This is a genomic window from Pseudomonas sp. MWU12-2029 (genome assembly GCF_023242425.1).
Classification (GTDB): Bacteria; Pseudomonadota; Gammaproteobacteria; order Pseudomonadales; family Pseudomonadaceae; genus Aquipseudomonas; species Aquipseudomonas kribbensis.
Window position 1 is genome coordinate 308,069 of record NZ_JALJDY010000003.1, and the last position, 13,124, is coordinate 321,192.

The 13,124-nt window shown below is 62.2% G+C and carries 15 protein-coding genes; 5 read left to right on the forward strand and 10 right to left on the reverse strand.

Annotated elements, in window-relative coordinates:
- Position 1: 1 nt before the first annotated feature.
- Both M5B44_RS09200 and M5B44_RS09205 read right to left on the reverse strand, forming a co-directional pair.
- Positions 2 to 868 carry a CAP domain-containing protein gene (locus M5B44_RS09200; protein WP_085708673.1) on the reverse strand — a complete coding sequence of 289 codons (867 nt, stop codon included), beginning with the start codon at positions 866 to 868 and terminating at the stop codon, positions 2 to 4.
- 140 nt (positions 869 to 1,008) lie between these two features.
- Entirely contained in the window at positions 1,009 to 1,779 is a 771-nt protein-coding gene (locus M5B44_RS09205; RefSeq protein WP_248738927.1) for an alpha/beta hydrolase, read from the reverse strand.
- 112 nt (positions 1,780 to 1,891) lie between these two features.
- On the opposite strand from M5B44_RS09205, the gene M5B44_RS09210 reads away from it, so the two are divergent.
- Positions 1,892 to 2,836: an aldo/keto reductase gene (locus M5B44_RS09210; RefSeq protein ID WP_248738928.1), complete on the forward strand. Its 945-nt coding sequence runs from the start codon at positions 1,892 to 1,894 to the stop codon at positions 2,834 to 2,836.
- A 56-nt stretch (positions 2,837 to 2,892) separates the two neighbouring features.
- On the opposite strand, the gene paoC is transcribed toward M5B44_RS09210, so the two are convergent.
- From paoC to paoA, 3 genes are read right to left on the reverse strand one after another with little or no spacing between them, the layout of a single operon-like run.
- Complete coding sequence (paoC, locus tag M5B44_RS09215; RefSeq protein ID WP_248738929.1) at positions 2,893 to 5,091, reverse strand: aldehyde oxidoreductase molybdenum-binding subunit PaoC; 2,199 nt, start codon at positions 5,089 to 5,091, stop codon at positions 2,893 to 2,895.
- Positions 5,088 to 6,044, reverse strand: a complete 957-nt coding sequence (locus M5B44_RS09220) for an FAD binding domain-containing protein (protein WP_248738930.1) — start codon at positions 6,042 to 6,044, stop codon at positions 5,088 to 5,090. Before M5B44_RS09220 ends, paoC begins: the two co-directional genes overlap by 4 nt.
- Positions 6,041 to 6,682 (reverse strand): aldehyde dehydrogenase iron-sulfur subunit PaoA, encoded by a 642-nt coding sequence (gene paoA, locus M5B44_RS09225; protein ID WP_248738931.1) that lies wholly within the window; start codon positions 6,680 to 6,682, stop codon positions 6,041 to 6,043. The genes M5B44_RS09220 and paoA overlap by 4 nt, the downstream gene beginning before the upstream one ends.
- Positions 6,683 to 6,965: 283 nt before the next feature.
- On the opposite strand from paoA, the gene M5B44_RS09230 reads away from it, so the two are divergent.
- Positions 6,966 to 7,175: a hypothetical protein gene (locus M5B44_RS09230; protein WP_085708661.1), complete on the forward strand. Its 210-nt coding sequence runs from the start codon at positions 6,966 to 6,968 to the stop codon at positions 7,173 to 7,175.
- Positions 7,176 to 7,217: 42 nt separating this feature from the next.
- Here M5B44_RS09230 and M5B44_RS09235 read toward each other — a convergent pair whose 3' ends face one another.
- Positions 7,218 to 7,490, reverse strand: a complete 273-nt coding sequence (locus M5B44_RS09235; protein ID WP_114882235.1) for a hypothetical protein — start codon at positions 7,488 to 7,490, stop codon at positions 7,218 to 7,220.
- 230 nt (positions 7,491 to 7,720) lie between these two features.
- Between M5B44_RS09235 and M5B44_RS09240 the strand changes: the two genes are divergently transcribed.
- Both M5B44_RS09240 and M5B44_RS09245 read left to right on the forward strand, forming a co-directional pair.
- Positions 7,721 to 8,785, forward strand: coding sequence for a hypothetical protein (locus tag M5B44_RS09240; protein WP_248738932.1), 1,065 nt, complete (start codon positions 7,721 to 7,723; stop codon positions 8,783 to 8,785).
- Positions 8,786 to 8,803: 18 nt separating this feature from the next.
- Positions 8,804 to 9,157 (forward strand): DUF1428 domain-containing protein, encoded by a 354-nt coding sequence (locus tag M5B44_RS09245; protein ID WP_085708658.1) that lies wholly within the window; start codon positions 8,804 to 8,806, stop codon positions 9,155 to 9,157.
- Positions 9,158 to 9,172: 15 nt separating this feature from the next.
- On the opposite strand, the gene M5B44_RS09250 is transcribed toward M5B44_RS09245, so the two are convergent.
- Entirely contained in the window at positions 9,173 to 9,367 is a 195-nt protein-coding gene (locus M5B44_RS09250) for a hypothetical protein (RefSeq protein ID WP_248738933.1), read from the reverse strand.
- A 107-nt stretch (positions 9,368 to 9,474) separates the two neighbouring features.
- Here M5B44_RS09250 and thpR point away from each other — a divergent pair, with 107 nt between their 5' ends.
- Entirely contained in the window at positions 9,475 to 10,014 is a 540-nt protein-coding gene (thpR, locus tag M5B44_RS09255; RefSeq protein ID WP_248738934.1) for an RNA 2',3'-cyclic phosphodiesterase, read from the forward strand.
- A 123-nt stretch (positions 10,015 to 10,137) separates the two neighbouring features.
- Here thpR and M5B44_RS09260 read toward each other — a convergent pair whose 3' ends face one another.
- The 3 genes from M5B44_RS09260 to M5B44_RS09270 all read right to left on the reverse strand — a co-directional run bounded on the left by M5B44_RS09260 (position 10,138) and on the right by M5B44_RS09270 (position 13,100).
- Positions 10,138 to 11,235, reverse strand: coding sequence for a polyamine ABC transporter substrate-binding protein (locus M5B44_RS09260; protein ID WP_085708656.1), 1,098 nt, complete (start codon positions 11,233 to 11,235; stop codon positions 10,138 to 10,140).
- A gap of 102 nt (positions 11,236 to 11,337) precedes the next feature.
- Positions 11,338 to 12,222: an ABC transporter permease subunit gene (locus tag M5B44_RS09265; RefSeq protein WP_085708655.1), complete on the reverse strand. Its 885-nt coding sequence runs from the start codon at positions 12,220 to 12,222 to the stop codon at positions 11,338 to 11,340.
- The gene (locus M5B44_RS09270; RefSeq protein WP_371321054.1) at positions 12,219 to 13,100 is read right to left on the reverse strand and encodes an ABC transporter permease subunit; all 882 of its coding nucleotides are present in this window, start codon (positions 13,098 to 13,100) and stop codon (positions 12,219 to 12,221) included. The genes M5B44_RS09265 and M5B44_RS09270 overlap by 4 nt, the downstream gene beginning before the upstream one ends.
- Positions 13,101 to 13,124: the final 24 nt, after the last annotated feature.

Genomic DNA, 13,124 nt, shown 5'->3' on the forward strand with positions numbered 1-13,124 from the left:
GTCAGGGCGCGCCGAACAGCATCGTCCAGTACACACCGTTATCACTGCGGGCATCACTGGCAAAACCGGCGCCGACCTGGGTGAACATCGGGTTCATCAGGTTGGCGCAGTGCCCGGGGCTGGCGAGCCAGCCGGCCATCGCGCTGCCGGGTGAGCTTTGTCCCGCGGCGATGTTCTCGCCGATCTGCCGGCCACGGTAGCCGGCGGATCTTGCACGGTCTGCAGGCATGTCACCGTCCGGGTCCTGGTGAGCGAAATAGTTGCCGTAAGCCATGGCCTTGCTGTGGCCCTGGGCGGCGGCGCCAAGGGACGGGTTCCAGCTCAAGGGGCGGGCGGCGGCGAAACGCTGGCGTCCGCACATCCGGGGCCGGGCGCGGGCAGCATTGACTTGCGCCAGCAGGGCCTTGCCGACGCTGCGGTTGTCGCCCATGCGACTGTCGATCACCGGTCGGGCCAGCACCACTTGCCATTCACTGCGGGCGCGGCTGATGCCGATGTCGGCGTACTGCGCGTCGATCAGTGCGCTGCAATGTTCGTCCTGCAACTGATCGAACGCCTCTTCGGCATCCTCGGCCCCGACAATGCGGATGCTGCGCACGGCCACCGCCGCATAACCGGAAGACTTCAACTGCTCGCGCAACCCGCCGCCGTAGCCATAGCCGATGGGCAACGCAATATTCTGCTTGAGCGCCAGTGGCGCCAGGCGTTGTGCCGCACGCCGGTCACAGCGTTGGGGATGGGCGCGCAGGTCATTGATGGCGGCCGCCAGTTGTCGTTCCGCGCCGGCATGGGCAGTGGGAGCGAGCAGAGGGGAGAGGATCAACAGGCACAGCGATACGAAGCGAGACGAACGAACGGCGTGGCGCATGGGACGCAGGACTCTGAAAAAAGACAGCGCTGACAGGGAGTTAACCGCGAATGCGGCGCGAGTAGGACTGGCCTTTCTGCACTTGGTTCACGGGGCGCCCATGGCTTTGTCCGGACGCCGACGAACTGCGCAGTGGCCGCTCACCGGTTCAACACTTCCTTCATCCATTGCAGGTATTGCGGGCGTTCGGAAATCGAATTGTGCGTCGCCTCCGGCACCACTTTCAGTGTCGTCACGCCATCCGGGAAATTGCGCAGCAGGCGTTCGCTGCTGCCCCGAGGCACCACCTTGTCATCGCTCGCCGCCAGCAGCAGGGTCGGCGCGCGGATATGCTCGGCGTATTTGCCGGATTCGTAACGCTCCTTGAGTAGCCATTTCACCGGCACCCACGGGTAATGCCGGACGGCGAGTTCCTGGAGGCTGTTGAAGGGGGTGACCAGAATCAGCCGGGTCACCGGCCGCTGACTGGCCAGCCGCACCGCGACGCCGGAACCGAGGCTGCGCCCGATCAGCGCAATCTGCGGATGCCTGGAAAACACCTGATCGAACAACCCCAGGGCGTCCCGGGCAATCGCCTCTTCGGACGGCGAACCGCCGCTGCCGCCAAAACCGCGATAGTGCAGCAGGTAGATCGCGTAGTCGGGAAACGCCTCGGCAAAGGCCGGCAGATTGCGCGAGACGTCTTCGGCATTGCCACCGAAATAGATCAACGCCCGCGCCCCGGAATGTTCGCGGACACTGACCCGAATGTCCGCATCGGCCATGGTCAGGGTCATCCGCGATTCTGCCGAATCCACTGAACCCGCCTGCGGAAAATAGATCAGCGAGCGCTGGAACACGAACAGCGCTGCACACAGGATCAGGTACAGGGCCAGCAGCAAAACGACGAGTGACATCAGGATTCTGGACATTCGGCTAACTTTAACGGGGCGTGAGGGTTTGCCCATGCAGTGTAGTTGAGCCTTCCCCGGTGACCGCCGGTGCACACAAGGTGCAACAGATCCACCCGACAGAGAAGCCAGCATGAGCCACACTGAGGGCTATTCCCGCCGCCGTCTGCTCGAGCTGGCGGCGGGGGTAACGACCGTTTTCACGTTTGACCGGGCGTTGGCTGCGGCCACGTCATCGAGTGCCCCCGGAGGCCAGACCATGCAGACCCGCGCCATCCCTTCCAGCTCCGAGCTGCTGCCGTTGGTAGGGCTGGGCACCTATCGCGGCTTCGACGTCGCGCCCGGCGAGCCGGCCTATAAACAATTGCCGGCGGTGCTCGATGAGTTGTTCAAAAAGGGCGGCACGCTGATCGACAGTTCCCCCATGTATGGCCGCGCCGAAGAAACCACCGGCGAGCTGTTGTCGATCCACGAACCCCGTTCACCGGCGTTTCTGGCGACCAAGGTGTGGACCCGCGGGCGCGAGGAGGGCATCGCGCAGATGGAAAACTCCTTTCGCCTGCTGCGCACCGACCGCATCGATCTGATGCAGATCCACAACCTGCTGGACTGGCAGACTCATCTGCCGACCCTGCGCGAATGGAAGGAGCAGGGCCGCATCCGCTACATCGGCATCACCCATTACACGCCCTCGGCGTACGAGGAAGTGGAAGCGGTACTGAAAGCCGAACCGCTCGACTTTCTGCAAATCAATTACGCCCTCGATGACCGTGGCGTGGAAAAACGCATCCTGCCGTTATGCCGTGAACGGGGTGTGGCGGTGATCTGCAATCGGCCGTTTGGCGGTGGCGGGTTGCTGACCCGACTCAAGGGAAAGCCCCTGCCGGGCTGGGTATCGGACGTGCAGGTCAACAGCTGGCCGCAACTGGCGCTGAAATTTCTGCTCTCGAACACGGCGGTGACTTGCGTAATCCCTGGCACCGGCAATCCACGTTACATGGCCGACAACGCCGGCGCCGGGTTCGGGCCGATGCTGACGGATGCGCAGCGGCAGCAGTTGATTGCGTTGGTCGGGTAATTTCTATCGGAGGAGTGAATAGCGCACCAGCACCCCATGCTAGTGCGCTAGCAGATTCAGATCATCGGCGGCAACGAATCGAGAAGCTTGTCCAGGGTAATCGGATACTCCCGCACCCGCGCCCCGGTTGCGTTGTAGATCGCATTCGCCACCGCCGCGCTGACCCCGCAGATGCCCAGTTCGCCCACGCCCTTGGCCTTCATCGGCGAAGAGATCGGGTCGGTTTCATCGAGGAAGATCACCTCCTGATGCGGGATGTCCGCGTGTACCGGCACCTCGTAGCCTGCCAGATCATGGTTGACGAAAAAGCCCAGGCGCTTGTCCACCGCCAACTCTTCCATCAACGCCGCCCCGACGCCCATGGTCATCGCGCCGATCACCTGGCTGCGGGCGGCTTTCGGGTTGAGAATCCGCCCGGCAGCGCAGACCGCGAGCATGCGTCGCACGCGCACTTCGCCGGTGGCGGCATCGACCGCGACTTCAACGAAATGCGCACCGAACGTCGACTGCTGATACTGCTTGGCGAGGTCGGCGAATTCGATGCTGTCCTCGGCTTCAACCGCCCCGTTTTGCGCGGCGTTGCGCAACGGCACCTGTTTGTTGCCGAGCTGCACCTGGCCATCGGCGAACACTGCGTCACCCTCGGTCATGCCCAGTTTTGCCGTCACCGCTTCACGCAGTTTCATGCATGCGGCATAGACCCCGGCGGTCGAGCAATTGGCACCGAACTGGCCACCGGAGCCGGACGACACCGGAAAACTCGAATCCCCCAGATGCACCACCACATCCTCCAGGCCCACGCCCATCATTTCGGCGGCAGTCTGGGCGATGATCGTGTAGCTGCCGGTGCCGATATCGGTCATGTCGGTTTCCACGGTGATCTTGCCGTCACGCTCCAGCCGAACTCTTGCTCCGGATTTCACCAGCAGGTTGTTGCGAATCGCCGCCGCCACGCCCATGCCGATCAGCCAGCGACCTTCGCGGCGGGTGCCGGGCGTTGCATTGCGCTTGTCCCAGCCGAAGTGTTCGGCGCCGGTTTGCAGGCATTCGATCAGGCGTCGTTGCGAGAACGGCCGCTCGGTTTTTACCGGATCGACCTGGGTGTCGTTGAGGATGCGGAACTGGATCGGGTCGAGCTTGAGCTTTTCCGCCATCTCGTCCATGGCGATTTCCAGCACCATCAAACCCGGGGTTTCGCCGGGCGCGCGCATGGCGTTGCCTTCGGGCAGATCCAGCGGTGCGAGGCGCATGCTCACCAGACGGTTTTCCCCGGCGTAGAGCAACTGACTCGGCTGCGCGGCGACTTCGACCTTGCCTTCGGCCAGGTTGCCCGACCAGCCTTCATGGGCGATGGCGGTGAGTTTGCCGTCCGCCGTGGCACCCATGCGGATGCGCTGGATGGTGGCCGGGCGATGGGTGGTGTTGTTGGCGATTTGCGGGCGGGCGAGGGCGACTTTCACCGGGCGGCTGGCCAGTCGCGCGCCCAGCGCGGCGAGGATAGAGTCGGCGCGGATGAACAGCTTGCCGCCGAAACCGCCGCCGATGTAGGGCGAAATCAACCGCACTTTTTCTTTGGGCAGGCCGAGGGTGGTGGCGATGTCGCCGACACTCCAGGCGATCATCTGGTTCGAGGTCCACAGGGTCAGTTGATCGCCTTGCCACGCGGCGAGGGTCGCGTGGGGTTCCATCATCGCGTGGGACTGGTCCGGGGTGCTGTAGGTCTGGTCGAACTGCACCGGGGCGGCGGCGAAGGCCGTGGCGAAATCGCCGTGTTTGACGTCCGGCAGTTCTTCCTTCGGCTCCTTGCCCTGATCGCGTACGGCGGCCAGATCGAACTGGCCTTTGTCTGTCGCGTACTCGACATGCACAAGCTGCGCGGCGGCCCGTGCCTGTTCGAAGGTTTCTGCGATCACCAGCGCCACTGCCTGGTGATAGTGCTGCACCTCGGGCCCGGCCAGCAGGTGTGCGGCGTTGTATTTGCCCTTGCCGAGTTTGCCGGCATTGGCGGCGGTGACAATGGCCAGCACACCAGGGGCGGCGTGGGCCTCGTCCAGATCCATGCGGGTGATGCGACCCTTGGCGACGGCCGCACCGACCATGACGCCGTAAGCCTGATTTTTCACTGCTTCATGTTGTTCGTAGGCGTAAGGGGCCTGACCGCTGGTTTTCAGCGGGCCTTCGATGCGGTCGGTGGGTTTGCCGATGACCTTCAACTGGTCAATCGGATTGGTCGCGGCGGGCGTGTCGAATTTCATGCTTCGTCCCTCGCTTGGGCCAGCACCGAGGCGAGCGTGCGCTCCACCAGCGTTACCTTGAACTGGTTGTCATGGGTAGGCGTGGCGCCATCGAGCAGGTGTGCACTGACAGCTTTCGCCCCTTGGGGCAGCAGCGCTTCTGCGGCTTCTACCCGCCAGGGTTTCGGCGCGATGCCGCCGACGGCGATGCGGCCACTGCCGTCCTTTTGCAGAATCAATCCGACAGACACCAGCGCGAAGGCATAGGACGAGCGATCCCGCACCTTGTGATAGATGTGGGTGCCGCCAACCGGCGCGGGCAGGGTAACGCCAGTGATCAATTCCCCAGGTGTGAGCGCGGTTTCGATGTGCGGTGTGCTGCCGGGCAATGAATGGAAATCGGCCATGGCAATGCGCCGGGTGCTGCCATCGGGTTTGAGGGTTTCGATCTGCGCATCCAGCGTACGCAGGGCAATCGCCATGTCGCTCGGGTGCGTGGCGATGCACGCGTCGCTGACTCCGATGATTCCCAGTTGCCGGGTGACCCCGCCAATCGCCGCGCAACCACTGCCGGGATTACGTTTGTTACAGGCCTGGTTGGTGTCGTAGAAGTACGGGCAACGAGTGCGTTGCAACAGGTTGCCAGCGGTGGTCGCCATGTTGCGCAACTGTCCCGAAGCCCCGGCCAGCAAAGCCCGCGAAAGCAGGGCGTAGTCTTTGCGCACACGCGGGTCGGCGGCCAGATCGGTGTTGCGCACCAGCGCGCCGATGCGCAAGCCGCCGTCGTCGGTCGCTTCGATCCCGTCGAGTCCCAGATGATTGACGTCGATCAGGTGCGGCGGCGTTTCGATATCGAGCTTCATCAAGTCCAGCAGGTTGGTGCCGCCGGCGATGAACCGCGCGCCTTGCGTTTGCGCCGCTTGTGCAGCGGCTGCGGCGGGGGAGTCGGCGCGACTGTAATTGAACGCTCTCATGCCGATACCTCCGCGACTTCGCTGATGGCTTCGATGATGTTGGAGTAGGCGCCGCAACGGCAGATGTTGCCGCTCATGCGCTCCTGCAATTCGCTGGCGATCAGTTGCGGCGGCTCGGTCAGGCTGGGGCTGGCGTGGCTGGGAATGCCGTCGCGGATTTCCTTGAGCACCGCCACCGCCGAGCAGATCTGTCCGGGTGTGCAATAGCCGCACTGATAACCATCGTGCTTGATGAACGCCGCTTGCATCGGATGCAGGTGGTCCGGCATGCCGAGGCCTTCGATGGTGGTGACCTTGGCGCCTTCCTGCATCACCGCCAGGGTCAGGCACGAATTGATCCGCCGGCCATCGACGATCACCGTGCAGGCGCCGCACTGGCCGTGGTCGCAGCCTTTTTTGCTGCCGGTCAGGTGCAGGTGTTCGCGCAGGGCGTCGAGCAGTGTGGTGCGGGTGTCGATATCAAGGGCCTGCGGCGTGCCGTTGACTTCAAGCGTCACTTTGCTCATGGCCGGTTGCTCCAGACTGGCCGCATAGGCCTTGAGGCTGATGAAGGGCGGCAGCGCAAAGGCTGTCGCTGTCACGGCGCCGAGAATCAGGAACCGGCGTCGGGACATCCCCGATGGCGGATGATCGTTCATGGCTGGGCTTCCTCTGATCAGGTCGGCGGGTTGCAAATGACCCGCACGTGCACGCCGGCGTGGTTGCCAGTCTTGGTCTGTTCTAGGAGTGACCGCGGGGGAGAGGAAAAGGTTTTGTCGGATTTTTGCTCTGGCATCAGGCCCGCCACGTTGAGGCTAACGAGGCGATCAACGGTCATGGGCCGTCAGTGAATCATCGGTGTTTTTCCTGGTCGAAGCCGCGGCTGCGCGCACTGCGCTGACCACTTCCGTCGTCAAGACCTTGGTTTTAGGGAAATTCTGAATGATGCGTGCAACAAGCCTGTTGCTGACAGTTTCTGCCGCCGTATTGCTGGGCGGTTGTGTGGCGGATTTTGATGATGACTACCGCCATGGCCGGCATTACGACCGTGATCATGGCCGTTATTACGATCATGACCGGCGCTGGGATGATCGCGACTACGACCGTCGCGACGGGCGTCGCTATCATCGCGGCGATAACGACGACCAGTAATGAGCAAAAAGGGGCGTTCCCTCACGGGAACGCCCCTTGGCATTAAAAATGAGCGTTCGCCCGGACGCTGGATCGCGCAGGCACGGAGGCCTCGATGTCCAGCAAATGGGTGGCGAGTATGTCGCTCAGAAAACGGAACTGATCGTTGAGGCCCACCACTTCATTGCTGAAATGATTGCTCGCGGCGGGCATCAGCAGATCTTCGAAATCTTCGTTGAACACCAGCGGCTGTGTCTTCAGCGACACCGGATGCTGGTCGTAATAGTTGTTGCCGAAGACCGGGAAGCTCACGGCGAGGGTGACGGTATGACTCATGATGTGAACTCCTCGTGGTGTGTGTCTCGGATGGGTGAATCCTGCGCCGGACGCGTCTGATGCGGAAGGCAATCGTCGTAATGGTGATCATCGACGTCAGTGATGGTTGGAGGAAAAACTGAAATCCCGCGCCCGGATCGAGGATCGATACAACCGGACAAACGGCTGAAACCCGCACCTATACTCAAGTCGTTACCTCCAGATCTGACCCACCAAAGGACACCGCCACCGTGAACCTGCGTGCGCTGATCGTCGCCGCACTGATGTTGCTGGCCGGTTGCGCGAGTTCGGCGCGGGGCCCGGCGAGCGCGCCGGCGGTGGTGGTTTCGCCGGCCACCTGGCAGCAGATCGACCGGGATATCGTTGTGGCTTCCCGGCAGTCCACCGAACAGGTCAAGGCTTTTGCCCGCGGTTCGATGGAACATTGGCGCATTCGGGTCTACGAGCAAACTGAAGAAAAATTCATCCCGTGGTTCAGCAGCTACTGGACCCAGGAATGGCTGTCGATGAAGGTCAGCTGGTACACCCTCAGCGCCGGGGGCGAGCAGGACGCCTCATCCAAGCGTCTGGCCGCCTATTTGCTGGAGCAATATCAGGAGCGGGTGCTGGCGCCGGTGGCTCAGGAGATCGATCCGGACGCGATCCTCGCCCAGTCCACCGCGTTTTACGCGCAGCTGATGGCGCAGCAGATGCCGGTCATCGCCCAGCGCTATGGCGTGCCCGTCGCCCAGCTCAACGGGCATTTGCAGAAAATCCCCGCCATCGCCCTCGGGCCGCCGCCGGCCCGGGATGCCTCGCTGTATCAGGTCGTCAGCACCGAGCCGTTGAACACCTTGCCGGCCTATGCCGCGCTGATCGACAAGATCCACACCGAAGGCGGGGCCAAGGGCATCGCCTCGACCGATGCCGGCATGGCCCCGGTGGCCAAGCGTGCCAGCCAGCGCATGGAAGCGGAGATGGCCCCTCGGGGCGCGGCCAGCGCGGTGGCGGCTGCGGCAGGCAAACTCGTCGGTGGGGTGATCTCGGTTGGCGTGGCGGGCATCCGCGCCATCCTTCAGGCCAATGATCGCCCGGACAGCGAAGCGCTGATCCGCAGCAGCCTGGGCAACACGTTCGACAAGGCCTGGCTGAAACTGGTGCAGAACCCGACGACCGGCGTGATGGCCGGTACGCTGCATATGGCGGCGCAGGTCGAGGGCAATCTGGGCGGGGGCGATGAACCGTCGGTCGGATTGGGCGCCACACCTGTCGAATGGCATCCGCCTGAGTCGACTACTCAGCAGATCGATCCCTAAACCCGCAGGAGAACGACCATGGCTTACATCGATGTTTTTGTCGCACCCGTTCCGAACGCCAATCGCGAACAGTACAAAAAACACTGCGAAATCGCCGAGAAGCTGTTCAAGGAATACGGCGCTCTGGAGGTGGTTCAAGGCTGGGGCGATGACGTGCCGGACGGCAAGGTCACCTCATTTCCGATGGCGGTGAAACTCAAGGAAGGCGAAACCGTGTCGGCCGGCTGGCTGGTCTGGCCGGACAAGGCCACCCGCGACGCCGGCATGGGCAAAATGATGGAAGATCCGCGCATGCAGCCGGACGTCAATCCGATGCCGTTCGATGGGATGCGGATGATCTTCGGTGGCTTCAAGAACATTCTCGAGTCTTGAGGCAGAACAGCCGGATCACTCCGCCGACGGGGTGATCCGGCAGCCTTTGCGGTTGCGAATCTGCTCGTCCGTCGGCCGCTCGCGCACGAATTCGAAACGCGGTTCTCCCTCGCTGTAATGCACCAGCCAGCCCCATTCCAGTTCGCTTTCATCCTGTCCGGGACTCGGCGGACGGGCCCACCAGGGTTCTTTGCTGAGGATTGCGCGCATGACGTCCTCCGGTTGATGGCAATCGTTGAACTATAACCCCCAGGCCGAGAGTCGCCAGAAACGGGCGTGTAGAATCCAGGGATCTCGACGAACGAAGGAGCGTGGCCATGACGGACGAAACACGCGGGGATCAACCGTTCAAGCGGCTGTTCTTTGCCCTGGACTGCCCGCCGGCGCAGCGCAAGGCAATTGCCCAGTGGCGCAGCGAACTGGGGCTGCGCACCGGCAAACCGGTGCCAGCGGACAATTTTCATCTGACGTTGCTGTTTCTCGGCGCGGTGCCGTTGGCGCAGATTGGTGAAGTCTGTGAGGCGGCAGCGAAAGTGCGCACGCCGGGCGAGGCGCTGAAAATTTCGCTGGATCGTTTGCAGGTCTGGCATCGTGCCGGGGTGTTGTCGCTGGCGCCGGAGCAGGCACCTGCGGGATTGTTGCGGCTGGTTTACGGACTGGAGCAGGCGATGCTGCCGTTCGGTTTTGAAGAGGCGACGCGTGAGTATCGCCCGCATCTGACGCTGGCCCGGGACTATCGCGCTCCGGAACCGGAATCCGCCACGCCACCGGAGTTCTTCCTGAGGGCCGAGCGCTTTGCGCTGTTCGAATCCCACAAGGGTCGTTATCGAATTGTTCAGGATTGGCCGCTGACCTGAGCCCACAAAAAAAGGCGCCCGAGGGCGCCTGAATTCACCTGAACCGAGGGAGGCCAGGTGAGGCCGTTCAGAGCGAGGGTGCAGCGGTGGTAAGGCGCTGCGTGAACGGAAATTGATGTGTGTTTATTTGCCGAGTTTTACGCGGGTCCAGCCCCGGGTCATGATCCGTTGCGTGGCAATCGGTTGATCCGGCACCGCGTACAGCGTGGCCATCACTTCCTGCGACGGGTATGAGCCCGGATCGTTGCGGATCGCTTCGTCCACCAGGGGCGTGGCGGCGGCGTTGGCGTTGCTGTAGCCGTTGCTGTTGGTGATCTCGGCGATGATGTCCGGACGCATCAGGAAGTCCATGAACAGGTAAGCGTTCTCGACGTTCGCCGCATCGCGCGGGATGGCGACCATGTCGTAGAAGCTGCCGGCACCTTCTTTGGGAATGCTGTAGTCGATCACCACGTTGTTGCCCGATTCCACCGCGCGGGCCTTGGCCTGCAGTACGTCACCGGAGTAACCGACCGCCACGCAGATGTTGCCGTTGGCCAGGTCCGAGATGTATTTCGACGAGTGGAAGTACGCCACGTTCGGGCGAATCTTCATGAACAGCGCCTCGGCTTCCTTGATGTGCGCGGTGTCCTTGTCGTTCACCGGATAGCCCAGATAGTGCAGGGCCGCCGGGATCATTTCGGTCGGCGAGTCGAGGAAACTGATGCCGCAAGCCTTGAGCTTCTCGGCGTTTTCCGGTTTGAACAGCAGGTCCCAGGAATTGGTCGGCGCGTTCTTGCCGAGCACTTCCTTGACCTTGGCCGGGTTGAAACCGATGCCGATCGAGCCCCACATGTACGGGAACGCGTGAGCGTTGCCCGGATCACTGGCGGAGGCGTTTTTCAGCAGCACCGGGTTGAGATTCTTCCAGTTCGGCAGCTTCGATTTGTCCAGGGTCTGATAGACCCCGGCCTTGATCTGCTTGGCCAGGAAACTGTTGGACGGCACCACGATGTCGTAGCCGGACTTGCCCGCGAGCAATCGCGCCTCGAGGGTTTCATTGCTGTCGAACACATCGTAGGTCACGCGGATGCCGGTCTCGTCTTCGAACTTCTTGACGGTGTCCGGGGCGATGTAGTCCGACCAGTTGTAAACGCGCAGCACCTTGTCGTTGGCCTGGGCGCCCGTGGCGATTGCGCCCAATAAGGACAGTGTCAGCAGAGTCCTGCCAAACATTTTCATCGGTACAACTCCATTCTTTTTATTCAAAAGCTTTATTCAAAAACACAAAGCGGAAATTCAGTGAATCGGTGGCGGGGGAGAGGCTCCCTCGCCACCCGGTACTCAGGCTGTCGCTGCCACTCGTTGAGGTTGCGGTTGCTGCCACGATTCGTTGGCGGTCTGATCCATCGCTTCCTGAATCGCCCGCTTGCGGTTGGCTTCTGCCTTGCGGCCGAAGTACCAGACCAGGAAGGTCACCAGCGACACCGCCAGCAGAATCAAACTGGCCACGGCGTTGATCTCGGGCTTCACGCCCAGACGCACGGCCGAGAACACTTCCATCGGCAGGGTGGTGGAACCCGGCCCCGACACGAAGCTCGCCAGCACCAGGTCATCCAGCGACAGGGCGAACGACATCATGCCGCCCGCCGCCAGCGACGGCGCGATCATCGGGATGGTGATCAGGAAAAACACCTTGAACGGTTTCGCGCCCAGATCCATCGCCGCTTCCTCGATCGACAGGTCCAGCTCACGCAAGCGGGCGGAGACTACCACCGCCACATAAGCGGCACAAAACGTGGTGTGGGCGATCCAGATCGTGACGATGCCACGCTCCTGCGGCCAGCCGATCAGTTGCGCCATGGCCACGAACAGCAGCAACAGCGACAGACCGGTGATCACCTCAGGCATAACGAGCGGCGCGGTCACCAGACCACCGAACAATGTACGACCCTTGAAGCGCGTCACGCGGGTCAGCACGAACGCGGCGAGGGTGCCCAGCGCGACTGCGGCGACAGCGGTGTAGCAGGCGATTTCCAGCGAGCGCACCACCGAGCCCATCAGTTGCGTGTTGTCGAGCAGGCCGACGTACCACTTCACCGACCAGCCGCCCCAGACCGTCACCAGTTTCGAGGCGTTGAACGAGTAGATCACCAGAATCAGCATCGGCAGATAGATGAACATCAGGCCGAAGATCAGCATGAACTTTGAAAATCCGAAGCGTTTCATCCCCGTCCCTCCATCTCTTTGGCCTGGCTGCGGTTGAACAGCAGGATCGGCACAATCAGGATCAACAGCATCACCACCGCCAGGGCGGACGCCACTGGCCAGTCGCGGTTATTGAAGAACTCTTGCCACAGCACGCGACCGATCATCAGGGTCTCCGGGCCACCCAGCAGTTCCGGAATCACGAACTCGCCCACCACCGGAATGAACACCAGCATGCAGCCGGCGATAATGCCGTTCTTGGCCAGCGGAACGGTGATTTTCCAGAAGTTGTTGAAGTTGCTCGAGCCCAGATCCTGAGCGGCTTCCAGCAGGCTGCCGTCGTGCTTCACCAGGTTGGCGTAGAGCGGCAGCACCATGAATGGCAGATAGGCATACACGACCCCAATGTAGACGGCCGTGTTGGTGTTGAGGATCTCGATCGGGTGATCGGTGAGCCCGGTCCACATCAGGAATGCGTTGAGCAGACCGTTGTTGCTGAGGATGCCCATCCACGCGTAAACGCGGATCAGGATCGCGGTCCAGGTCGGCATCATGATCAACAGCAGCAGGACGTTTTGCGCTTCCTTGCTGGCCTTGGTGATCGCGTAGGCCATCGGGAAACCGATCACCAGGCACATCATCGTGCTCAGTGCCGCGACCTTCAGCGAGCCGAGGTAAGCCGACAGGTACAGCTCGTCTTCGCCGAGCATGGTGTAGTTGCCGATGTTCAGGAACAGCTGGAATTTCTGTTCGGCGTAGGTGTAGATCTCCGAGTACGGCGGGATCGACAGCGCGGCTTCCGAGAAGCTGATCTTCATCACCAGGAAAAACGGCAGCATGAAGAACAGGAACAGCCAGATGAACGGGATGCCGATGACGAACTTTCGCCCGCTGGGCACCAGGCGCAGGAATTGCTGATTGAA